This is a genomic window from Pseudarthrobacter sp. MOO14, from assembly GCF_058267675.1.
The window spans coordinates 2,171,587-2,193,597 of the sequence record NZ_CM177849.1 but is presented as its reverse complement, the minus strand read 5'-3'; the positions used below and the strand labels follow the sequence as shown (position 1 = coordinate 2,193,597).

General features: G+C 62.8%; 15 protein-coding genes and 4 rRNA genes. 15 read left to right on the top strand and 4 right to left on the bottom strand.

Annotation, left to right across the window (positions count from 1 at the left end; genetic code table 11):
* Positions 1-17 precede the first annotated feature (17 nt).
* From AC4EEV_RS10250 to AC4EEV_RS10235, 4 genes are all read left to right on the top strand, one after another.
* The gene (locus tag AC4EEV_RS10250; protein WP_491330871.1) at positions 18-992 is read left to right on the top strand and encodes a FecCD family ABC transporter permease; all 975 of its coding nucleotides are present in this window, start codon (positions 18-20) and stop codon (positions 990-992) included.
* A 1-nt stretch (position 993) separates the two neighbouring features.
* The gene (locus AC4EEV_RS10245) at positions 994-1,809 is read left to right on the top strand and encodes an ABC transporter ATP-binding protein (RefSeq protein ID WP_018763935.1); all 816 of its coding nucleotides are present in this window, start codon (positions 994-996) and stop codon (positions 1,807-1,809) included.
* Positions 1,806-2,858, top strand: a complete 1,053-nt coding sequence (locus AC4EEV_RS10240) for a siderophore-interacting protein (RefSeq protein ID WP_285320782.1) — start codon at positions 1,806-1,808, stop codon at positions 2,856-2,858. Before AC4EEV_RS10245 ends, AC4EEV_RS10240 begins: the two co-directional genes overlap by 4 nt.
* Positions 2,859-3,121: 263 nt before the next feature.
* Complete coding sequence (locus AC4EEV_RS10235; protein ID WP_491330830.1) at positions 3,122-3,964, top strand: SGNH/GDSL hydrolase family protein; 843 nt, start codon at positions 3,122-3,124, stop codon at positions 3,962-3,964.
* Here the strand turns inward: AC4EEV_RS10235 and AC4EEV_RS10230 are convergent.
* Positions 3,961-4,266, bottom strand: a complete 306-nt coding sequence (locus AC4EEV_RS10230) for a YciI family protein (RefSeq protein WP_285320780.1) — start codon at positions 4,264-4,266, stop codon at positions 3,961-3,963. The two genes, AC4EEV_RS10235 and AC4EEV_RS10230, sit on opposite strands and share 4 nt — an antisense overlap.
* 59 nt (positions 4,267-4,325) lie before the next feature.
* On the opposite strand from AC4EEV_RS10230, the gene AC4EEV_RS10225 reads away from it, so the two are divergent.
* Positions 4,326-4,811: a MarR family winged helix-turn-helix transcriptional regulator gene (locus AC4EEV_RS10225; RefSeq protein WP_491330829.1), complete on the top strand. Its 486-nt coding sequence runs from the start codon at positions 4,326-4,328 to the stop codon at positions 4,809-4,811.
* A 44-nt stretch (positions 4,812-4,855) separates the two neighbouring features.
* Positions 4,856-5,617, top strand: a complete 762-nt coding sequence (locus AC4EEV_RS10220) for an SGNH/GDSL hydrolase family protein (protein WP_026265194.1) — start codon at positions 4,856-4,858, stop codon at positions 5,615-5,617.
* A gap of 25 nt (positions 5,618-5,642) precedes the next feature.
* Here the strand turns inward: AC4EEV_RS10220 and AC4EEV_RS10215 are convergent, their stop codons facing one another.
* The 3 genes from AC4EEV_RS10215 to AC4EEV_RS10205 are packed head-to-tail and all read right to left on the bottom strand — an operon-like array spanning position 5,643 to position 8,453.
* Positions 5,643-6,392 (bottom strand): FAD:protein FMN transferase, encoded by a 750-nt coding sequence (locus AC4EEV_RS10215; RefSeq protein WP_491330870.1) that lies wholly within the window; start codon positions 6,390-6,392, stop codon positions 5,643-5,645.
* 55 nt (positions 6,393-6,447) lie between these two features.
* Positions 6,448-6,984, bottom strand: coding sequence for an FMN-binding protein (locus tag AC4EEV_RS10210; protein WP_491330828.1), 537 nt, complete (start codon positions 6,982-6,984; stop codon positions 6,448-6,450).
* The gene (locus AC4EEV_RS10205) at positions 6,981-8,453 is read right to left on the bottom strand and encodes a ferredoxin reductase family protein (RefSeq protein WP_491330827.1); all 1,473 of its coding nucleotides are present in this window, start codon (positions 8,451-8,453) and stop codon (positions 6,981-6,983) included. The genes AC4EEV_RS10210 and AC4EEV_RS10205 overlap by 4 nt, the downstream gene beginning before the upstream one ends.
* Positions 8,454-8,770: 317 nt before the next feature.
* Here AC4EEV_RS10205 and rpmB point away from each other — a divergent pair, with 317 nt between their 5' ends.
* The 9 genes from rpmB to AC4EEV_RS10160 all read left to right on the top strand — a co-directional run bounded on the left by rpmB (position 8,771) and on the right by AC4EEV_RS10160 (position 21,908).
* Positions 8,771-9,007 (top strand): 50S ribosomal protein L28, encoded by a 237-nt coding sequence (rpmB, locus tag AC4EEV_RS10200; RefSeq protein WP_018763944.1) that lies wholly within the window; start codon positions 8,771-8,773, stop codon positions 9,005-9,007.
* Positions 9,007-9,174, top strand: a complete 168-nt coding sequence (gene rpmG, locus AC4EEV_RS10195) for a 50S ribosomal protein L33 (RefSeq protein WP_013602737.1) — start codon at positions 9,007-9,009, stop codon at positions 9,172-9,174. The genes rpmB and rpmG overlap by 1 nt, the downstream gene beginning before the upstream one ends.
* Before the next feature lie 2 nt (positions 9,175-9,176).
* Positions 9,177-9,482 (top strand): 30S ribosomal protein S14, encoded by a 306-nt coding sequence (gene rpsN / locus AC4EEV_RS10190; RefSeq protein ID WP_015938870.1) that lies wholly within the window; start codon positions 9,177-9,179, stop codon positions 9,480-9,482.
* Positions 9,483-10,140: 658 nt separating this feature from the next.
* Positions 10,141-11,665 (top strand): 16S ribosomal RNA (locus tag AC4EEV_RS10185).
* Positions 11,666-12,194: 529 nt separating this feature from the next.
* A 23S ribosomal RNA gene (locus AC4EEV_RS10180) occupies positions 12,195-15,324 on the top strand.
* A 167-nt stretch (positions 15,325-15,491) separates the two neighbouring features.
* Positions 15,492-15,608: ribosomal RNA gene (gene rrf, locus AC4EEV_RS10175) — 5S ribosomal RNA — on the top strand.
* The 16S, 23S and 5S rRNA genes sit together here, the layout of an rRNA operon.
* Before the next feature lie 74 nt (positions 15,609-15,682).
* Positions 15,683-16,690 (top strand): LacI family DNA-binding transcriptional regulator, encoded by a 1,008-nt coding sequence (locus AC4EEV_RS10170; protein ID WP_491330826.1) that lies wholly within the window; start codon positions 15,683-15,685, stop codon positions 16,688-16,690.
* 96 nt (positions 16,691-16,786) lie between these two features.
* A complete protein-coding gene (locus tag AC4EEV_RS10165; protein ID WP_491330825.1) occupies positions 16,787-19,819 on the top strand; it encodes a glycoside hydrolase family 2 TIM barrel-domain containing protein in 3,033 nt (1,010 codons plus the stop codon).
* A 565-nt stretch (positions 19,820-20,384) separates the two neighbouring features.
* Positions 20,385-21,908: ribosomal RNA gene (locus tag AC4EEV_RS10160) — 16S ribosomal RNA — on the top strand.
* Positions 21,909-22,011: the final 103 nt, after the last annotated feature.

The window sequence follows — 22,011 nt, the reverse complement described above, 5'->3', positions numbered from 1 at the left end:
CCTCCGCCGTAGTGGTGATGTTCTTCGTGTCCGTCCTGCTGGGCAGCTACACGGTCACCGTCCCCGACTTCTTCACCATCGTCGCCAACCATCTCACCGGCGGCCCGAAGATTCCGGGCGCCAGCTTCATCGTGATGGAGAACAAGCTTCCGCATGCCGTGGTTGGAACCATGATCGGAGTTGCGTTCGGACTGGCCGGCGCCCTCTTCCAGACCATGCTCCGGAACCCGCTGGCCAGCCCCGATGTCATAGGCATCAGCTCCGGTGCCAGCGCGGCGGCCGTTGTTGCCATCGTTGTTTTCGGCGCATCCGGTGCCACGGTGTCCGGGGCGGCGCTGGCCGGTGCGCTCGCCGTGGCCGTCCTGATCCATGCGATCTCCAGCGGCAGGAACCGCGGGCCCGGCCGGGGAAACGCAGCCGGGAACCGCCTCGTCCTGGCCGGTGTAGGCATCGCCGCCGCCCTGCAGGCAGTGGTGAGTTTCCTGATGACCCGCGCCGATATCCGGACCGCCGCCGACGCCCTGGTCTGGCTGAACGGCTCCCTGAACTCCGCCAACTGGGACCGGGCCGGCGTCCTGTTCCTGGCGCTCGCGGTGCTGGTTCCCGCCGTCGTGTTCCTTGCCGGGCCGCTGCGGATCCTGGAACTGGGCGACGACGCCGCCGCCGGACTGGGACTCCGCGTCGCCGGCACCCGCCTGGCCCTCGTGGTCATTGCGGTATCGCTCGCGGCGGTGGCGACGGCGGCGGCCGGGCCGGTCGCATTCGTCGCCTTCCTGGCCGGACCCATCGCCCGCCGCTTCACCGGCAAACCCGGCCTGCCGGCGTCGGCCCTGGTGGGTGCCCTGATTGTCCTCGCGGCGGACTACTTCGCCGCCAACCTCGCCCCGCTGCTGCTGGACGGCACCGTCCTGCCGGTGGGAGTGGTCACCGGCGCGCTCGGCGCCCCGTTCCTGCTGTGGCTCCTGATCACAGCCAACAGAAAGGACGCCTGACGTGCCCGTCCTGGAAGCACACGGCCTGACACTGCAATACGACCAACGCCGCGTGGTGGACCGGCTCAGCATCCGGATCCCCGAAGGCAGGGTCACCATGATCGTCGGTGCGAACGCCTGCGGAAAGTCCACCCTGCTGCGCGGCCTGTCCCGGCTCCTCAAACCGGCGGCCGGGGCCGTGACCCTGGACGGCAAGGACATCCACGCCCGCCCGGCCCGCGAACTGGCCCGCACCCTTGGCCTGCTTCCCCAGCATCCCGCCGCCCCGGACGGAATCACGGTCCGGGACCTGGTGGGCCGTGGCCGCTACCCGCACCAAGGCCTGTTCCGCAGCTGGAGCGGCAACGATGAAGCAGCCGTGCAGCGCGCGCTGGAAGCCACCGGGACGCTGGACCTGGCCGGGCGCGAGGTGGACGAACTCTCCGGCGGCCAACGCCAGCGCGCCTGGATTGCCATGGCGCTGGCGCAGGAAACGGAGGTGCTGCTGCTGGACGAACCCACCACGTACCTCGACCTGGCGCACCAGGTGGAAGTCCTGGACCTGGTCACGGACCTGAACCGCACACGGGGCACCACTGTGGCCATCGTCCTGCACGACCTCAACCTCGCCGCACGCTACGCAGACCACATCATCGCCATGAAGGAGGGCGACGTAACGGCCGCCGGCACCCCCGCCGACGTGGTGACCGAACACCTGGTCCGCGACGTCTTCGGCCTCGAAAGCCGCGTCATCCCCGACCCCGTCTCCGGGACCCCGCTCATCATTCCCATCGGCCGCCATCACGCCACCGCCAACGAACTGGAGCCCGTCGCATGAAGACCCGCGAAACCGCCGCCACCCAGCCGATGAGCCTGGCCTTCGAGGTCAGCGTCACCTCGGTCCGCGACCTCAGTCCCAACTTCCGCAGGATCACCTTCGGCGGGTACTCGTTGCGCGGGTTCGGCGTCCACGGCGACACCCTTGACCTCCGGATCAAACTGCTGATCCCCTCGCTCGCCGCCGACGGCACCGAACTGCCGCTCCCGGCCTTCAACACCATCCGGCCGGGCTGGTACCGGGACTGGCTTGCCATGGACCCGGCCGTCCGCGGCGCCATGCGGACCTATACCGTCCGGGAGGCCAGGCTGGACGCGGTGTACCCGGAGATCGACGTTGATTTCGCCCTGCACGGCAATCACCGCGGGCTGCCCATGGACGCCTCCGGCCCGGCTGCGAACTGGGCCGTGAACGCCAAACCGGGCGATTCCCTGACCATCATCGGCCCCAACAACCGCGCAGCGCACTGCGTCACCGCGGAAACTTACTCCGGCATCGAATGGCGTCCCGGGCTGGCCCAGCGCATCCTGCTCGCCGGCGACGAAACCGCCGTCCCCGCGATCTCCGCGATCCTGGAAACCCTTCCCCCCTACATGAGCGGGCACGCGTTCCTCGAGGTCCAGCAGCCCGCGGACTTCCTGGAACTCAGCTCCCCGGCGGACATCGAGATCACCTGGCTGGCCCGCGGTGCCGCCATCGGCAGGTCCAGGCCGCACGGCCAGTTGCTGCAGGAGGCAGTGCGCAAGGCCGTCCCCGTGCCGGGCTGGGTGGGCATCACCGCGGACGGCGGCGGCGCGGGGCCGGAGCCCGAAGACGTCAACGTCGACGTGGACATCCTTTGGGAAACGCCCGCCCGGATGGAGGCCGCCGCCGTCACCGCCTCCAGGAATCCGAGCCTGCCGGCCGGTGCCATGCCCTTCTACGCCTGGATCGCCGGCGAAGCGGCCGCCATCCGGGACCTGCGCCGGTACCTGGTCCGCGAGGTAGGCATCGACCGGAAGCAGGTGGCGTTCATGGGCTACTGGCGGCAGGGCAAGGCCGAGGGCTGAGTCTTCCTGCGCCTGGGTGCGCCGGCGACACTATTTCGCCGTCGCTTAGCGGTTGGACCCTTCCCAAACTTCGCAAGCTCAGTTCGGGGCCCTCGGGTCCGCCCTTCCTCCCTGCACTTCGTTCCGGCCGCGGGCGGCCTCTCTCCGCTCCGGTCGGCGATGCGCTCCTACGCGAAACAGCGTCGCCGGCTTAGAGCCTCTCCGTCACCCAAGCTTTACCTCGGCTTTCCCTGCGCGCTTCTTCTTGCGTTTAGGTTGGGGTCGTGGTGCCTGAATCCTTGCTTCCTGACTCGGGGCGGCGGGTGTTTGTTGCACTGGGGGACTCTTTCACCGAAGGGGTGGGGGACCGGGATGAGCGGCTGCCCAACGGGGTGCGGGGCTGGGCCGACCGGGTGGCCGAGAAACTGGCCAAAGCGCAGCCCGGCTGGAAGTACGCCAACCTGGCCATCAGGAGCAAGCGGCTCAGGCACATTATCGACGAACAATTGGAGCCCGCCCTGCGCATGCGGCCCACGCTGATCACGCTCTACGCCGGCGGCAACGACATCCTGGACCTGAAGACGGACATGGGCGCGCTGATGGCGGACTACGAGCAATTCGTCGCCGCACTCGCAGGGACCGGGGCTACCGTGGTCCTCTTCACCGGGTTCGACGTCAAGGTTTCGGCGCTGCTGGAGCCGCTGAAGAAGCGCAATGCCTACTACAACCAGCGGGTCCGGGAGATCGCCGCGAAGCACGGGGCACTGTTGGTGGATTACTGGTGCCTGGACGCCTTCCATGACCGGAGGATGTGGGACTCGGACCGGCTCCACATGTCCAAGGCCGGCCACAAATACCTTGCCGGGCAGGTGCTGGACCAGTTGGGCGTACCGCACAAGATCAAGCGCAAGGACTGGGAACCGGCCGCCCGGCTCAGCGTGCGCGAATGGGAGCAGCAGCAGCGGCGCTGGGTCCACGACTGGGTCCTGCCGCTGTTCGGCCGCAAGCTCCGCGGCGTCACGCTGGGGGATACGCTCACCCCGCGCTGGCCGGAGCCGGTGAAGGTCCCGCGCAAAGGGCTGAAGAAGCTTGCGGCGGAAACGCCCGACGACGGCGCCGTGCCTTAGCCGGTCTGGGCGGGCGGGGTGTCCAGCAGGTTTTCATACCCCGGCGCCACCCGGCCGGCATGGAACTCCAGCACCTCGAAATCGGCCACCCCGTTGGAGTAGAACGGGTCCTGCGCCAGGCTGGCGTCGAGGGTGGCGCGGTCCGCCTGCGACAGCAACAATCCTCCGGTACGCGGAATCTTGCGGCCCGCGGCGATGAACACGCCGTCGTCGAAGGCCTTTTGTAGCCAGGCGATGTGGGCGTCGTTATGGAAGTCGACGATCTCCTGGGGCACGCGGTAGGTGAGGGAGACAACATACATGGGCCAAGCCTACCGGCGTCGCAACAGGCTACTTGAAAGATCAATCGTAGAATGGGCTCATGACCGAACCCCGATGGCTCAACGCAGACGAACGCCGTGCCTGGCTGGCGCTGGTGAGCATCAACACGTTGCTGCCTGCGGCGCTTGATACCAGGCTGCACGGCGCGGGGAAGTTGTCCCTTTTCGACTACACCGTCCTGGCCATGCTCTCCGAAGCCGAGGACCGGTTCCTGCCCATGAGTGAGCTGGCCGCCCGCAGCAGCGCTTCCCTGTCCCGCCTCTCCCATGTGGTGACGAAGCTCCAAAAACGGGGCTGGGTGGAGCGCCGGCCGCACCCCCACGATGCGCGGGTCACGACGGCGCACCTCACCGAGGAAGGCATGGCGACCATTGTGCGGCTGGCACCCCGCCACGTTGAGGATGTCCGGGACCTGTTCCTCGATGCCCTGACCGAACAGGACGTCCTGGACCTGGCGCGGATCGGCGAAAAAGTTGTCGGACGGCTGGACACTGACCACTGGATCCTGCGCGAAACCAAGGGCTGAGCCGCCGATTGGTTGCTTCCGGCAACGGATGGCAAACTTACCGCATGGATTTCACTTCCCGGTTCGTGGCCCTGGGCGATTCTTTCACTGAAGGCGTTGGCGACGACGACCCCGCCCGCCCCAATGGCGTGCGCGGCTGGGCCGACCGCCTGGCCGAACAACTGTGCGCCGCCGATCCCGGCTTCGGCTACGCCAACCTGGCCATCCGCGGCAGGAAGCTCCGCCAGATCCTTGCCGAGCAGGTGGACGCCGCCGTCGAACTCAAGCCCACACTGGTGAGTATTTACGCAGGTGCCAATGACATCCTCCGGCCACGCGTGGACATCGACGAACTTCTGGTGGAGTACAACGACGCCGTCGGCCGGCTGGCCGCTACCGGCGCCACCGTGGTGATGTTCACCGGCTTCGATGCCCGGGGGTCAAAGGTCTTCGGCACCATGCGCGGCCGGACGGCTATCTATAACGAGCTGGTCCGCGGCATCGCGGGGGACCACGGTGCGCTGTTGGTGGACTACTGGCGCTTCAGCGAGTACTACGACTGGGGCATGTGGGCCCACGACCGGATGCACATGTCCGCTGCGGGCCACGCCAACATGGCCAAGCGTGTGCTCGAAGTCCTCAAATATGACCACTCCATCGACATCCCGCCCATGACGCCGGTCCCCGAACTCAGCGGCAGGGAGGCGCTCCGCGCCAACGCACAATGGTTCCGGGAATATGCGGCCCCGTGGGTGGTCCGCCGGGTCACCGGCAAGTCGTCCGGGGACAACCTCCGGCCCAAGTACGCCCAGCTCACGCGTCTCTGACCCCCGCAGTGTCCGGCCGCCGTCCTCAGGCGTGCCGGAACGCCGGAGTGGCCAGCATCGAGCCGTCGGCGCGAATCGCCAATACGGCAACATCCCAGGAGTCAGCGGCGAGGTTCAGCATCGGCATTCCGCCGGAAACGATTGCCGTGGCCAGCACATCGGCGGTAACGATGTCCGCCGCCGCCACGGTGACCTGGACGAATTCCGTCCCACCGCCCAGCCGCCAGATGTGCTCGCCCCGCTCGGCGGAACCTGACGTTGCAAGGGCTGCGTGCTGGCCGCCCGCCCCAAGCGCATACCCGGTGATCAGCGTGCGGCGGTCCGCCGGATCCACAATCCCGGCCTTCCACGGCTCCGTGCTGCCGGGCCGGGGCGAGCCGCTCACCAGGACGTCGCCGCCGGCGTTGAGGCACCAGTCGCGCCGGCCCAGGGCCAGGAGCGAAGTCCCGGCCTCGCGGATCGCGTGGCCTTTGACGATGCCGGAAAGATCAAGGACGCCGTCCGGCCTCTCGGGGGTAAAAGCGCCTTCCGTGCGCAGCCGCCAATCGTGCGCTTCCGCGTACCGTTCCCGCATTTGCGCAGAGGCCGTCCGCAGCGTCAGTTCCCCGCGGGCCAGCCGGCTGGCTTCGGAGTCCGGGCGGTACAGGCTGAAGGTTTCGTCGAGTTCCCGGAAAAGGCGTTCGACGACGGCGGTGGCGGCGGCGAGCTCATCAAGCCGAGGCTGCCCTTCCGCGGCCATTCCGACGGGCATGGTCAGGCTGATGACCGTACCCATGCACTCGAAGGTGCGGGCTTTCAGGGCCGGGGTGCCGGTTTGCGCCGGCAACGGGCTAGAGGTGCGCTGCATCGATCGCTGCCTGGAGTGAGGTGAGGTAGGCGTTGCTGGTGACGGTGGCGCCGCTGATGGTCTTGATGCCGGCCGACTGGGCAGCCAGCGCCTCGCTGCGGAGCAGGGGTGCCGCACGGTTGCTGATCTGGACCGACTTGCCGTCGGTGTTGGTCAGCTGGAGGGCCGTGACATCCGTGATCTTGCCGTTCGCCACCGTGATCTGGACCTGCACGGGGCCGAACCTGGTCTGCACCGCGGTGCCCTTGTAGGTGCCGGAGGCGGTGGAACCCGACGAACCGGACGAGCTCGAGGAGCCGGTCGTCCCCGACGTGCCGGACGAGCCTGTTGTGCCGGAGGAACCCGAAGCGGTGGAGGGACCCATCCCGGATGCGCCGGTGCCGGTGGCGCCCGTGGTGCCTGTTGCCGTCGTGCCTGTAGCGACGGTGCTGATGCCTGATACCTGCGTGCCGGCCTGCCAGCCCGCCAGGAGAATCCCGGCGGAGGCAAAGGCGGCAGCGGCGAGTCCGCGTATTTTCACCAGTCAAACCTTTCGTGATGGATCTGGTCCTCGCGGACGCCGGCCTTCGCGGCGTCCGCTATGACGTTGGCCGCCCAGGTGGCCGGTCCGCAGACGTAGACGTCTGCGTCCTTGATGTCCGGGACGTAGGAGGTGAGGCTGTAGCCGTTGCGCACGGCGTCCTCGGGGAGCCAGGTGGAGCGGCCATGGGACCGCGGCCCGGTGAGGTGGAAGAGCCTGACCCCGCGTTCCTGGCAGAGCTCCAGGATTTCGCCGCTGAGATAGAGTTCCTGCTCCGTGTGGCCGCGGAGCAGGACGCTCGCCTCCCCGGGGCCGAACGGCGTGGTTTCCAGCAGCGCGCGCAGCGGAGTGATGCCGATGCCGGCACCGATCATGACCACTTTGTTCTTGGTGCGGGCAGCGGTGCTGAGCAGGCCGTACGGTCCCTCCAGCGCCACTTTGGTTCCCTTGCGGAGCCGGAGGAGACCGGCCGATCCGTCGCCCAGGTTGCGGACGGTGATCCGCATGGTTCCCTGGCCGTCGGGTCCAGTGAAAACGGGCTCGGCAGAGAGGCTGAACGGGTGCGGATGCCACCACATTCCCGGGGCCAGGAACCGCCAGATGAAGAAGCGTCCGCCGGTCCCCGCCAGCTGGTCCAGCTGCCGGCCGCGCATGACGATGTTCACGACGCCGGGCGCCACGGACTCGACCTTGGCCACAGTGAGCTGGTGCCTGAGGGTGGCCAGTACCGGTTCCAGGATGCGGAAGTACACCAGTGCCGTTCCGGTGGAGATGCAGATGGCCAGCCAATACCAGCGCTGCCAGGTCCCCGCGGCGAACAGCCCGCCCACGCTGAACTGGTGCGGGATTGAGGTGGCGACGGCGGCATAGGTCAGCAGGTGCACCACGTACCAGAACTCGTACGGGAAGCGGCGCCGGACGGCCACCAGGGACGTCACCACGACGGCGATAAACAGGGCCATGGAGACGAACGCCAGCCACATATCGGGGAGCTGCATCCAGAGGTTGACGGACTCGGTGACAGGGTCGAGCCCCTCCGCCATGCCGTACCCGATGGCGATCAGGACGCCGTGGGCCAACAGCAGGTAGAGGGAGGGCTTGCCCAGCTTGCCGTGGAATTCCAGGGCGCGGTCGTGGCCGATGGTCCCGTCAATGAAGGGGATCCTTGCGGCCAGGAGCAGCATGAGCAGGACAAGGTCCATACCCGCCAGTCCGGCCACGATCCCGCCCGCGGTGAACAGCCCCGCGGGGGATGTGATGTTCGAAGCCCCGCCGTCCGCCAGCCAGAGGGCAATGGCCGCGGCAACGGAGGCCCAGGCAATCACGGTCAGGAGGTCGGTGCGGAGCATGCGCTGCTTGTGCTGGCCGGCGAACCGGTCGCGGACGGGCCGTGGTGTGGACAGGGAAGGGCGCTCCGGACGGCCGGAGCTGCTTGCGGCCGGTGTTGTCGGCAGGAGCTGCGTGTTCATGCCTCCAAGATTGCTGTGGGAAGCTATGTCCCTGCTGTGAAAAGGGGGAACAAGCTGCTGTGACCTTTCGGTCCCGCTGCCGCCCTTATACACCCGATTGGTCTTTAATTGCGTCAACTCGTAGACTTGGTAGGCGCTAAGTGCGCGGAGCGTGCGCAATTGCTCCGGTTGCCCGGTAATTTTCTCCAGGGCGGCCGGTAGTTAGGGGCTCAAGTTGCGTGACTAACCGTTGCCCTTCTTCACTTTTGGGTCGCCCTTAGCAGCATGGTCCAGCAGCAGATATGCGGATCATTACTTTCAATTCTTGAGGAGAAGTCATGGCAGCACACTGCCAAGTGACCGGAGCCGAGCCGGGCTTTGGGCACAGCATTTCGCACTCGCACCGCCGCAACAAGCGTCGGTTCGATCCGAACATTCAGAAGAAGCGCTACTGGGTTCCGTCCCTGCGCCGTAACGTCACGCTGCAGGTCTCTGCACGTGGCATCAAGACCATCGACGTGCGCGGCATCGACGCAGTCGTCGCCGACATTCTGGCTCGTGGGGTGAAGCTCTAGTGGCTAAGGACAAGGACGTACGTCCGATCATCAAGCTCAAGTCGACCGCGGGCACGGGTTACACCTACGTAACCCGCAAGAACCGTCGTAACGATCCTGACCGCATGGTCCTGAAGAAGTACGACCCCAAGATCCGCCAGCACGTCGAATTCCGAGAGGAGCGCTAAACATGGCTAAGAAGTCCAAGATTGCTCGCAACGAGCAGCGCAAGGTCATCGTTGAGCGTTACGCTGCGAAGCGCCTCGAGCTGAAGAAGACCCTGGTTGACGAAAACGCAACCGACGAAGCACGCGAAGCAGCCCGCCTGGGCCTGCAGAAGCTGCCCCGCAACGCGTCCCCGATCCGTCTGCGCAACCGCGACATCATCGACGGCCGTCCCCGCGGTACCTTCCAGAAGTTCGGTATCTCCCGTGTTCGCTTCCGCGACATGGCTCACCGCGGTGAGCTCCCGGGCATCACCAAGTCTTCCTGGTAATCCAGCACTGCTGATACCAGCTGCTTGAGAAGGGCCGGCAACCATGTGGTTGCCGGCCCTTCTGCGTTTAACCCACTCCGCGGGTGGTGGTTGAGCATGTGTGCGCCCTGTGCGGCAGCACACACGGCGGGATGACGACGGCGGGAGGCGGCCTGGGTGCCAGTTGGCCCGTTTCGCCGCGGAATCCCGGGGATGTACTCCGCTGGGAGGGCCGGTTTGCGGTGACGCCGGTGGGCGTGTATTGTTTTCTAAGTCGCCGCGGGGGAGACAGTGAAGAACTGATCACCGGGCGGCCGCAAACCCCAAATCAAAGCCAAAATCTGGTTGCTCTTTAGGGCGCTGGAAATCGGTGGGGCCGGTCTTCAATTCGATTCAGATCCTGAAAGATGGATTTGTGTTGGGGTGGGGGATCGGGTAAGTTTGGAAAGTTGCTCCGGAGCGATCTGCGACTGGTTTTTGGTTGTGGTGGTGCCGGGTGTGTCTGTTGTTTGAGAACTCAATAGTGTGCCAAGTTTGTTGATACCAATTGTTTTATGGATTGGTTGAATTGACTGGATCCGCCACCCCCGTGGTGTGGTCTGGTTTTTACAGCTGGTTTCAAATTTTGTGCAGCCGGGTGTGGTGTTATTTCCACCTGCTTGGTTGTGTCTGTTTTTCTTCAACGGAGAGTTTGATCCTGGCTCAGGATGAACGCTGGCGGCGTGCTTAACACATGCAAGTCGAACGATGAACTGGTGCTTGCACTGGGGATTAGTGGCGAACGGGTGAGTAACACGTGAGTAACCTGCCCTTGACTCTGGGATAAGCCTGGGAAACTGGGTCTAATACCGGATATGACCTTCCATCGCATGGTGGTTGGTGGAAAGCTTTTGTGGTTTTGGATGGACTCGCGGCCTATCAGCTTGTTGGTGGGGTAATGGCCTACCAAGGCGACGACGGGTAGCCGGCCTGAGAGGGTGACCGGCCACACTGGGACTGAGACACGGCCCAGACTCCTACGGGAGGCAGCAGTGGGGAATATTGCACAATGGGCGGAAGCCTGATGCAGCGACGCCGCGTGAGGGATGACGGCCTTCGGGTTGTAAACCTCTTTCAGTAGGGAAGAAGCGAAAGTGACGGTACCTGCAGAAGAAGCGCCGGCTAACTACGTGCCAGCAGCCGCGGTAATACGTAGGGCGCAAGCGTTATCCGGAATTATTGGGCGTAAAGAGCTCGTAGGCGGTTTGTCGCGTCTGCCGTGAAAGTCCGGGGCTCAACTCCGGATCTGCGGTGGGTACGGGCAGACTAGAGTGATGTAGGGGAGACTGGAATTCCTGGTGTAGCGGTGAAATGCGCAGATATCAGGAGGAACACCGATGGCGAAGGCAGGTCTCTGGGCATTAACTGACGCTGAGGAGCGAAAGCATGGGGAGCGAACAGGATTAGATACCCTGGTAGTCCATGCCGTAAACGTTGGGCACTAGGTGTGGGGGACATTCCACGTTTTCCGCGCCGTAGCTAACGCATTAAGTGCCCCGCCTGGGGAGTACGGCCGCAAGGCTAAAACTCAAAGGAATTGACGGGGGCCCGCACAAGCGGCGGAGCATGCGGATTAATTCGATGCAACGCGAAGAACCTTACCAAGGCTTGACATGAACCGGTAATACCTGGAAACAGGTGCCCCACTTTGTGGTCGGTTTACAGGTGGTGCATGGTTGTCGTCAGCTCGTGTCGTGAGATGTTGGGTTAAGTCCCGCAACGAGCGCAACCCTCGTTCTATGTTGCCAGCACGTGATGGTGGGGACTCATAGGAGACTGCCGGGGTCAACTCGGAGGAAGGTGGGGACGACGTCAAATCATCATGCCCCTTATGTCTTGGGCTTCACGCATGCTACAATGGCCGGTACAAAGGGTTGCGATACTGTGAGGTGGAGCTAATCCCAAAAAGCCGGTCTCAGTTCGGATTGGGGTCTGCAACTCGACCCCATGAAGTCGGAGTCGCTAGTAATCGCAGATCAGCAACGCTGCGGTGAATACGTTCCCGGGCCTTGTACACACCGCCCGTCAAGTCACGAAAGTTGGTAACACCCGAAGCCGGTGGCCTAACCCCTTGTGGGAGGGAGCTGTCGAAGGTGGGACTGGCGATTGGGACTAAGTCGTAACAAGGTAGCCGTACCGGAAGGTGCGGCTGGATCACCTCCTTTCTAAGGAGCACCTACAACGGTTGCTGTCCCGTGTATGCGGGGTGGTGGTGTTGTCAGGAGTAAAGGCCCGTTTCGCGGACGAGTGTTTCGTGGCGGGTGCTCAAGGGTGGAATATCAACAAATAGCGGTCGTGGTGTTTTCTGCTTGTCTTAGTACGAGCCAGTGATGGTTCTGGAACGGTGGGTGGGTGATGGCGCGGTTTAGTGTTTGGCACACTGTTGGGTCCTGAGGCAACAGGGCCACGGACGGCCCCTGCCTGTTTGGGTGGGGGTTGTTGGTGGGTTTGTTTGTTTCTGGTTTCCTGGCTGCATCGATCATGCATGGGTGCGTCTGCTGTTGCGGGCGTGGTGTGTGGGGTGTGTGGTTTGGGGTTGTTGTTTGAGAACTACATAGTGGACGCGAGCATCTTGTATAAGAAGCAATTTCCAAGAATATGAACCTGGATCTGGCTGCGCTGTTGATGCCCTTTGTGGGTGTTGGGGTGTGGTTGGTTTCCGTGGTTCTCTCGAGAAATTTTTTTGATCTTTGTGGTCAAGTTTTTAAGAGCACACGGTGGATGCCTTGGCATTAGGAGCCGAAGAAGGACGTAGGAATCTGCGATAAGCCTGGGGGAGTCGATAACCGGACTGTGATCCCAGGGTGTCCGAATGGGGAAACCCCGCCAAGCGCGCGAGTGACTTGGTGACCCGTACCTGAACACATAGGGTGCGTGGGGGGAACGCGGGGAAGTGAAACATCTCAGTACCCGCAGGAAGAGAAAACAATAGTGATTCCGTTAGTAGTGGCGAGCGAACGCGGATCAGGCTAAACCGTTCCATGTGTGATAGCCGGCGGGCGTTGCATGGTCGGGGTTGTGGGACTTTCCATACCAGTTCTGCCGGGCTGGTGGGGTGTGATGTGCGCGCATAGGTGAACGGTTTTGAAAGGCCGGCCAGAGAGGGTGTTAGTCCCGTAACCGTAATGTGTTTGTGCCGCCTGTGAGAGTATCCCAAGTAGTACGGGGCCCGAGAAATCCCGTGCGAATCTGTCAGGACCACCTGATAAGCCTAAATACTCCCTAATGACCGATAGCGGACCAGTACCGTGAGGGAAAGGTGAAAAGTACCCCGGGAGGGGAGTGAAACAGTACCTGAAACCGTGTGCTTACAATCCGTCGGAGCCAGTCTGATTCTGGTGACGGCGTGCCTTTTGAAGAATGAGCCTGCGAGTTAGTGTTACGTCGCGAGGTTAACCCGTGTGGGGCAGCCGTAGCGAAAGCGAGTCTGAATAGGGCGTTGCAGTGGCGTGATCTAGACCCGAAGCGAAGTGATCTACCCATGGCCAGGTTGAAGCGACGGTAAGACGTCGTGGAGGACCGAACCCACTTCAGTTGAAAATGGAGGGGATGAGCTGTGGGTAGGGGTGAAAGGCCAATCAAACTTCGTGATAGCTGGTTCTCCCCGAAATGCATTTAGGTGCAGCGTTGCGTGTTTCTTGCTGGAGGTAGAGCTACTGGATGGCTAATGGGCCCTACAAGGTTACTGACGTCAGCCAAACTCCGAATGCCGGTAAGTGAGAGCGCAGCAGTGAGACTGTGGGGGATAAGCTTCATAGTCGAGAGGGAAACAGCCCAGACCACCAACTAAGGCCCCTAAGCGTGTGCTAAGTGGGAAAGGATGTGGAGTTGCCCAGACAACCAGGAGGTTGGCTTAGAAGCAGCCACCCTTAAAAGAGTGCGTAATAGCTCACTGGTCAAGTGATTCCGCGCCGACAATGTAGCGGGGCTCAAGTACACCGCCGAAGTTGTGGCATTCAAACATTTACTAAGCCTTCGTGGTTCAGGTGTTTGGATGGGTAGGGGAGCGTCGTGTGGGCGGTGAAGTCGCGGTGTAAACCAGCGGTGGAGCCTACACGAGTGAGAATGCAGGCATGAGTAGCGAAAGACGGGTGAGAAACCCGTCCGCCGAATGATCAAGGGTTCCAGGGTCAAGCTAATCTGCCCTGGGTAAGTCGGGACCTAAGGCGAGGCCGACAGGCGTAGTCGATGGACAACGGGTTGATATTCCCGTACCGGCGAAAAACCGTCCATGTTGAACAGGGGATACTAACCGCCCGAGACCTGCCCGCTCACCCTTGTGGTGTTGTGGGTTTTGGTGGAGCGCGGGACCTGATCCTGGGAGGCAAGCGTATTAACAGGTGTGACGCAGGAAGGTAGCCGAGCCGGGCGATGGTTGTCCCGGTCTAAGGATGTAGGGCGAGTGGTAGGCAAATCCGCCACTCATGGTGCCTGAGATCTGATGGGACCCCCGTTTGGGGGGATTTGGTGATCCTATGCTGCCGAGAAAAGCATCGACGCGAGGTTTTAGCCGCCCGTACCCCAAACCGACACAGGTGATCAGGTAGAGAATACTAAGGCGATCGAGAGAATTATGGTTAAGGAACTCGGCAAAATGCCCCCGTAACTTCGGGAGAAGGGGGGCCCCAACCTTGATACACCTTCGCGGTGTGGAGGGGATCGGGGCCGCAGAGACCAGGGGGAAGCGACTGTTTACTAAAAACACAGGTCCGTGCGAAGTCGCAAGACGATGTATACGGACTGACTCCTGCCCGGTGCTGGAAGGTTAAGAGGACCGGTTAGCCTCACGGCGAAGCTGAGAATTTAAGCCCCAGTAAACGGCGGTGGTAACTATAACCATCCTAAGGTAGCGAAATTCCTTGTCGGGTAAGTTCCGACCTGCACGAATGGAGTAACGACTTCCCCGCTGTCTCAACCATAAACTCGGCGAAATTGCAGTACGAGTAAAGATGCTCGTTACGCGCAGCAGGACGGAAAGACCCCGAGACCTTTACTATAGTTTGGTATTGGTGTTCGGAGTGGCTTGTGTAGGATAGGTGGGAGACGTTGAAGCCCGGACGCCAGTTCGGGTGGAGTCATCGTTGAAATACCACTCTGGTCACTTTGGACATCTAACTTCGGCCCGTAATCCGGGTCAGGGACAGTGCCTGATGGGTAGTTTAACTGGGGCGGTTGCCTCCTAAAAAGTAACGGAGGCGCCCAAAGGTTCCCTCAGCCTGGTTGGCAATCAGGTGTCGAGTGTAAGTGCACAAGGGAGCTTGACTGTGAGAGAGACATCTCGAGCAGGGACGAAAGTCGGGACTAGTGATCCGGCGGTACATTGTGGAATGGCCGTCGCTCAACGGATAAAAGGTACCTCGGGGATAACAGGCTGATCTTGCCCAAGAGTCCATATCGACGGCATGGTTTGGCACCTCGATGTCGGCTCGTCGCATCCTGGGGCTGGAGTAGGTCCCAAGGGTTGGGCTGTTCGCCCATTAAAGCGGTACGCGAGCTGGGTTTAGAACGTCGTGAGACAGTTCGGTCCCTATCCGCTGCGCGCGCAGGAAATTTGAGAAGGGCTGTCCTTAGTACGAGAGGACCGGGACGGACGAACCTCTGGTGTGTCAGTTGTACTGCCAAGTGCACCGCTGATTAGCTACGTTCGGATGGGATAACCGCTGAAAGCATCTAAGCGGGAAGCTCGCTTCAAGATGAGATTTCCATACACAGTAATGTGTGAGAGGCCCCCAGCCAGACCACTGGGTTGATAGGCCGGATGTGGAAGCGAGGACTAACGACTCGTGAAGCTGACCGGTACTAATAGGCCAACAACTTACACCACACAGATACATACAAATTCTGCTTGCGTCCACTATGTGGTTCCCAACCAACAACCCCCAACACCCGGGGTTTGATACGGCACGGAACCAACAACTGAATAACAACACCACACATGTTGTAACCACACAGTCTTCCCACCAACCCCAGGGTTGGGACGGGTAACAAGGTTACGGCGGTCATAGCGTGGGGGAAACGCCCGGTCCCATTCCGAACCCGGAAGCTAAGACCCACAGCGCCGATGGTACTGCACCCGGGAGGGTGTGGGAGAGTAGGACACCGCCGGACACACATTGGTCGAGGCCCCAACCAACACGGTTGGGGCCTCCCACATTTAAAAACACCACCTAGACTTACCGTCTATGACTCCCCGAAGCACGGGCCCCAAGGGCAAACGGGCCACCATCCTCGATGTTGCCGCTGCCTCCGGCGTCTCCCGGCAAACCGTAACCCGTGCCATGAACGATATGGCCGGGATCAGCCCCGAGACCCGTGAACGCGTCCAAAGGATCGCTTCGGAGCTGGGCTACAGCCCCAGCCGCTTCGCCAAGGGGTTGGTCCAGGGGGCGAAGGTATCGATTGGCCTCGCCATCCCGGACCTGACCAACCCATATTTCCCCGCGTTTGCGTCCAGCGTGGTGGAGGCAGCCACCGGGCGCGGCTGGAACGTTGTGGTGGATGACTACGGGCACGGAACCGGCAGTGCTGCCGACGCCGCTGCCAGGCTCGCACCCCAGGTGGACGCCCTTATTGGCTACCTCGCGCCACACGCGGACGAGGCGCAGGCGCTGATGGGCCGCCGGCCCGTCGTCGCCCTGGACTCACCGGACGCGGGAACCGCCGGCCGCATCTCGTTCGACTACCACCACGCCGCGAGGCTGGCACTTGCGCACCTTGCCGGCAGGGGTTGCACGAACGTCGCCTTCCTGGACTCGGACCAGGGAGCGCCTGCCGGCAGTCGGAGCGCGGCAGCAGCGGCCGTCGCCGAGGAAGCGGGAATGCAGCTCACCCGCTTCCAGGCCGAGCCCTCCGCGGCGGCCGCCAAGGCGGCCGTGGCCCTCCTGGCTGGCCGAGCAGAACCCGTTGACGGGATCCTTGCCTTCAACGACCTCATGGCCGCCGGTGCGCTTAAAGCCTTGCAGGCCTCCGGCAACGCCGTGCCGGGCGACTGCGCAGTCATCGGAATGGACGGGATACCGCTCGGAGAACTGCTCACCCCTGAGCTGACCACCCTCGCACTGGACCTGCGAGCCGTCGGACGTGCCGCCGTCGGCCTCCTCGAAGGACTCCTCTCGGGCTCGCTCGCGGAAGGCGGGACCGAGGCCCATCTGATCCTTCGGCACGAGCTGGTCCTCCGTCAGTCCGCCTAGGCCCCTACTCAAAGGCGCGCGCAGCGGATAGGCTTTAACCGCATACGCGTGAACGTTCACGTAACCCCGTCAACCACACCTGCAGCAAGGAAGACCATGGCACTCCACACCCCCGCCGCCACTGATGGCGGCCAGGACCCCCGCGGCGCCACACACTCCACCCCCAACCTGGAGCTTGGCCAGGAAGAGGTCCGGGAGTTGGCCTCGCTGGCGCCGGGATGCGGAAGCCTGCCCGCGCGCTCCTACCTGGCAACTGACGCGCCCAGGCTGTCCCTCAACGGTGATTGGCAGTTCAGGCTGAGCCCTGGAATCCGGACTGCGCCCAACGACGGGTGGCAGCACGGCACGCACCTGGCCTGTTTCGTCCCGCTGCCTGTCCCTTCCAGCTGGAGCATGCACGGCCACGGATCCCCGGCCTACACCAATGTCCAGTTCCCCTTCGCCGTGGAACCGCCGTTCGTCCAGGAAGCCAACCCCATCGGTGACCACCTGGTGACCTTCCAGGCGGGCCCGGAGTTCTTCCCGCACGCGCTGTTGCGGTTCGACGGCATCGACAACGCCGGGACGGTATGGCTGAACGGTGTTGAACTCGGAACCACCCGCGGCAGCAGGCTGGCCCACGAATTCGACGTGTCCGGCATCCTGGTGGAAGGCGCCAACACCCTGGCGGTGCGGGTGGCCCAGTTCTCCGCCGCGAGCTACGTGGAGGACCAGGACATGTGGTGGCTTCCGGGGATCTTCCGGGACGTGACCCTTCAAGCGCGGCCCGCTGACGGCCTCGACGATCTGTTCGTCCACGCGGACTACGACCACGCGACGGGTCACGGCACGCTGAGGGTCGAGGTGACCCGGGCCGGCAAGGCGATTGACGCCGTCGTCCGCATCCCTGAACTCGGCCTGGAACTCCCCGCCGGGGCCCAACATACTGTCCCGGGCGTGGCGCCGTGGTCGGCGGAGCAGCCGCGCCTGTATGACGCCACCGTCAGCACCCCCGGTGAGACAGCATCCGTGCAGGTGGGATTCCGAAGCATCACCATCGAAGACGCCCAGTTCAAAGTCAACGGCCGGCGCATCCTGCTTCGCGGCGTAAACCGCCATGAACACCATCCCAGGCTGGGCCGCGTGGTGCCGCGGGATGTGGTGGAGGCGGAACTGCGGTTGATGAAGCAACACAACATCAACGCGATCCGCACCTCGCATTACCCGCCGCATCCGGAATTCCTCGCCCTGGCAGACCAGCTCGGGTTCTATGTGGTCCTCGAATGCGACCTCGAGACGCATGGATTCGTGGGGGCCGGATGGGCGCAGAACCCCAGCGACGATCCGCAGTGGGAGGAAGCCCTGGTGGACCGGATGGAGCGGACCGTGGAACGCGACAAGAACCATCCGTCAGTCATCATGTGGTCGCTCGGCAACGAGGCTGGCACGGGCCGGAACCTTGCCGCCATGTCGCGCTGGGCCAAGGACCGCGACCCGTCGCGCCCCATCCACTACGAAGGCGACTGGTCTTCGCCCGACGTTGACGTCTACTCCCGGATGTATGCCAGCCAGGCCGAGACGGCGCTGATCGGCCAAGGAATCGAACCGCCCCTCGAGAACGCCGAACTGGACGCCAGGCGCCGCGCCATGCCATTCGTGCTCTGCGAATACGTCCATGCCATGGGCAACGGGCCCGGTGGCATGAGCGAATACCAGGAACTGTTCGACAAATACCCACGGCTGATGGGCGGCTTCGTGTGGGAGTGGCTGGAGCACGGCATCACCGTGACGGACGCGGATGGCAGCGAACACTTCGCCTACGGCGGGGATTTTGGCGAAGAGATCCACGATGGAAACTTCGTCACTGACGGCTTGGTTGACGCCAACCGCAAGCCCCGCCCCGGGCTGCTGGACTTCAAGAAGGTCATCGAGCCGCTGCGCATAGAGGTCGGGCAGGATTGGGCCCGCTTCACCGTGCGGAACGGCCAGGACTTTGCGGACACGTCCGCCTTCAGCTTCCGGTACACAGTTGTGGCCGACGGCGACACCCAGGTGGAGGGGTCCGTGGCCGTTGCGCCGATAGCGCCCCAGTCCGAGGCCGTCGTCGAGCTGCCGACGGAGATTGCCCGGTATGCTGCCGCGCCGGCATCCAGCCAGTCTGCCGTGCTGACGGTGAGCGCGGTGCTTGCTTCCGATACGGCCTGGGCAGGGGCCGGCCACGAGGTCGCCTGGGGCCAGGCGGCCCGTTTTGGGACCCAGGATCCCCGGCTGCCCGCCGTGGACGGTGTCGAGGTCATGGACGACGAGCTGAAACTTGGCAACGCCCGGTTCAGCCGGGCCACCGGCATGCCCACGTCCATCGGCGGCCTTCCCGTCGACAAACTGGGGCTGGTCCTGTGGTGGGCACCCACTGACAACGATCTGGGCCGGGAATGGGGGAGCACCGACGAGCGGCCGCTTGCCACCCAGTGGAAGGACGCAGGTCTTGACCGCCTCCACACACGCCTGTTGGGCATTACGGCAGAACCCGCGGCAGGGGGCGGGGAACAACTCCGTGTCAGCACCCGCGTTGGCATTGCGGACAAGCAGTACGGAGTGCTGGTTGATTACCTGTGGACCAGCAACTCCGGAGCACTGGCACTGCGCACCCGCGTTAAGCCGGCAGGGGACTGGGTCAACGCCGGCTTCGACATCGAATGGGCGCGAATCGGTCTGGAGCTGGTCCTGGCGGCCGAGACAACCACGGTGAACTGGTTCGGGCAGGGACCGCACCAGAGTTACCCCGACACCGGCCAGGGAGCGCGGGTGGGGTGGTTCGAGTTGCCGCTCGCCGGCTGGGATGTTGATTATGTCCGGCCGCAGGAGTCCGGGGCACGCGGCTCCGTACGGCAGGCGGTTCTTGAAACCGGCGGCAAGCAGCTGCAACTCTCCGGAGAGCCCTTTGCGCTGACCGTCAGGCCCTACGGCATGGACGTCCTCGCAGCAGCGACGCATCGTCCCGACCTCGTTCCGGACGGACGCAGCTACGTTTACGTTGATCACGCCCGGCGGGGCGTTGGCACCGCGGCCTGTGGTCCCGGCGTCCTGGAGCCCTACCGGCTGAAGCCCCGCGAAGCTGAGTTTGAGGTCCTCCTCCAAGTCCACGGCTGAGGCCAATCCGGGAATGTGAGCCACCCGACATCGGCTCCAAACCCTCGAAGGCACTGAGAGGGCACGGTCAGCATTGCCGGAAACCGCGGAAATCCGTGGTTTCCGGCAGTGTGCGGAGCCCCCTCTTCCTTGATTTGCGGTGGGGTTGGTGGGCGTGTATTGTTTTCTGAGTCGCCGCCGCTGATGCGGAAAGATAGCGGCGAAAACCCCCTTCTGAACGGCCTGGAAAATGGTTCGCTTTGTGGCGAGCCTGGTGGGTTGGGGTGGTCTTCTTCCTGGTGTGGGTCCTGAAAGATGGATTTGTGTTGGGGTGGGGGATCGGGTAAGTTTGGAAAGTTGCTCCGGAGCGATCTGCGACTGGTTTTTGGTTGTGGTGGTGCCGGGTGTGTCTGTTGTTTGAGAACTCAATAGTGTGCCAAGTTTGTTGATACCAATTGTTTTATGGATTGGTTGAATTGACTGGATCCGCCACCCCGTGGTGTGGTCTGGTTTTTACAGCTGGTTTCAAATTTTGTGCAGCCGGGTGTGGTGTTATTTCCACCTGCTTGGTTGTGTCTGTTTTACTTCAACGGAGAGTTTGATCCTGGCTCAGGATGAACGCTGGCGGCGTGCTTAACACATGCAAGTCGAACGATGAACTGGTGCTTGCACTGGGGATTAGTGGCGAACGGGTGAGTAACACGTGAGTAACCTGCCCTTGACTCTGGGATAAGCCTGGGAAACTGGGTCTAATACCGGATATGACCTTCCATCGCATGGTGGTTGGTGGAAAGCTTTTGTGGTTTTGGATGGACTCGCGGCCTATCAGCTTGTTGGTGGGGTAATGGCCTACCAAGGCGACGACGGGTAGCCGGCCTGAGAGGGTGACCGGCCACACTGGGACTGAGACACGGCCCAGACTCCTACGGGAGGCAGCAGTGGGGAATATTGCACAATGGGCGGAAGCCTGATGCAGCGACGCCGCGTGAGGGATGACGGCCTTCGGGTTGTAAACCTCTTTCAGTAGGGAAGAAGCGAAAGTGACGGTACCTGCAGAAGAAGCGCCGGCTAACTACGTGCCAGCAGCCGCGGTAATACGTAGGGCGCAAGCGTTATCCGGAATTATTGGGCGTAAAGAGCTCGTAGGCGGTTTGTCGCGTCTGCCGTGAAAGTCCGGGGCTCAACTCCGGATCTGCGGTGGGTACGGGCAGACTAGAGTGATGTAGGGGAGACTGGAATTCCTGGTGTAGCGGTGAAATGCGCAGATATCAGGAGGAACACCGATGGCGAAGGCAGGTCTCTGGGCATTAACTGACGCTGAGGAGCGAAAGCATGGGGAGCGAACAGGATTAGATACCCTGGTAGTCCATGCCGTAAACGTTGGGCACTAGGTGTGGGGGACATTCCACGTTTTCCGCGCCGTAGCTAACGCATTAAGTGCCCCGCCTGGGGAGTACGGCCGCAAGGCTAAAACTCAAAGGAATTGACGGGGGCCCGCACAAGCGGCGGAGCATGCGGATTAATTCGATGCAACGCGAAGAACCTTACCAAGGCTTGACATGAACCGGTAATACCTGGAAACAGGTGCCCCGCTTGCGGTCGGTTTACAGGTGGTGCATGGTTGTCGTCAGCTCGTGTCGTGAGATGTTGGGTTAAGTCCCGCAACGAGCGCAACCCTCGTTCTATGTTGCCAGCACGTGATGGTGGGGACTCATAGGAGACTGCCGGGGTCAACTCGGAGGAAGGTGGGGACGACGTCAAATCATCATGCCCCTTATGTCTTGGGCTTCACGCATGCTACAATGGCCGGTACAAAGGGTTGCGATACTGTGAGGTGGAGCTAATCCCAAAAAGCCGGTCTCAGTTCGGATTGGGGTCTGCAACTCGACCCCATGAAGTCGGAGTCGCTAGTAATCGCAGATCAGCAACGCTGCGGTGAATACGTTCCCGGGCCTTGTACACACCGCCCGTCAAGTCACGAAAGTTGGTAACACCCGAAGCCGGTGGCCTAACCCCTTGTGGGAGGGAGCTGTCGAAGGTGGGACTGGCGATTGGGACTAAGTCGTAACAAGGTAGCCGTACCGGAAGGTGCGGCTGGATCACCTCCTTTCTAAGGAGCACCTACAACGGTTGCTGTCCCGTGTATGCGGGGTGGTGGTGTTGTCAGGAGTAAAGGCCCGTTTCGCGGACGAGTGTTTCGTGGCGGGTGCTCA

Excerpts from the sequence above, each read along its gene's own strand:
- AC4EEV_RS10165 (WP_491330825.1), top strand. The coding sequence starts at position 16,787 with ATGGCACTCCACACCCCCGCCGCCACTGATGGCGGCCAGGACCCCCGC.
- AC4EEV_RS10225 (WP_491330829.1), top strand. The coding sequence starts at position 4,326 with ATGACCGAACCCCGATGGCTCAACGCAGACGAACGCCGTGCCTGGCTG.
- AC4EEV_RS10240 (WP_285320782.1), top strand. The coding sequence starts at position 1,806 with ATGAAGACCCGCGAAACCGCCGCCACCCAGCCGATGAGCCTGGCCTTC.
- rpsN (WP_015938870.1), top strand. The coding sequence starts at position 9,177 with ATGGCTAAGAAGTCCAAGATTGCTCGCAACGAGCAGCGCAAGGTCATC.
- AC4EEV_RS10215 (WP_491330870.1), bottom strand. The coding sequence starts at position 6,392 with ATGGGTACGGTCATCAGCCTGACCATGCCCGTCGGAATGGCCGCGGAA.
- AC4EEV_RS10250 (WP_491330871.1), top strand. The coding sequence starts at position 18 with ATGTTCTTCGTGTCCGTCCTGCTGGGCAGCTACACGGTCACCGTCCCC.
- AC4EEV_RS10230 (WP_285320780.1), bottom strand. The coding sequence starts at position 4,266 with ATGTATGTTGTCTCCCTCACCTACCGCGTGCCCCAGGAGATCGTCGAC.
- AC4EEV_RS10205 (WP_491330827.1), bottom strand. The coding sequence starts at position 8,453 with ATGAACACGCAGCTCCTGCCGACAACACCGGCCGCAAGCAGCTCCGGC.
- rpmB (WP_018763944.1), top strand. The coding sequence starts at position 8,771 with ATGGCAGCACACTGCCAAGTGACCGGAGCCGAGCCGGGCTTTGGGCAC.
- AC4EEV_RS10170 (WP_491330826.1), top strand. The coding sequence starts at position 15,683 with ATGACTCCCCGAAGCACGGGCCCCAAGGGCAAACGGGCCACCATCCTC.
- AC4EEV_RS10220 (WP_026265194.1), top strand. The coding sequence starts at position 4,856 with ATGGATTTCACTTCCCGGTTCGTGGCCCTGGGCGATTCTTTCACTGAA.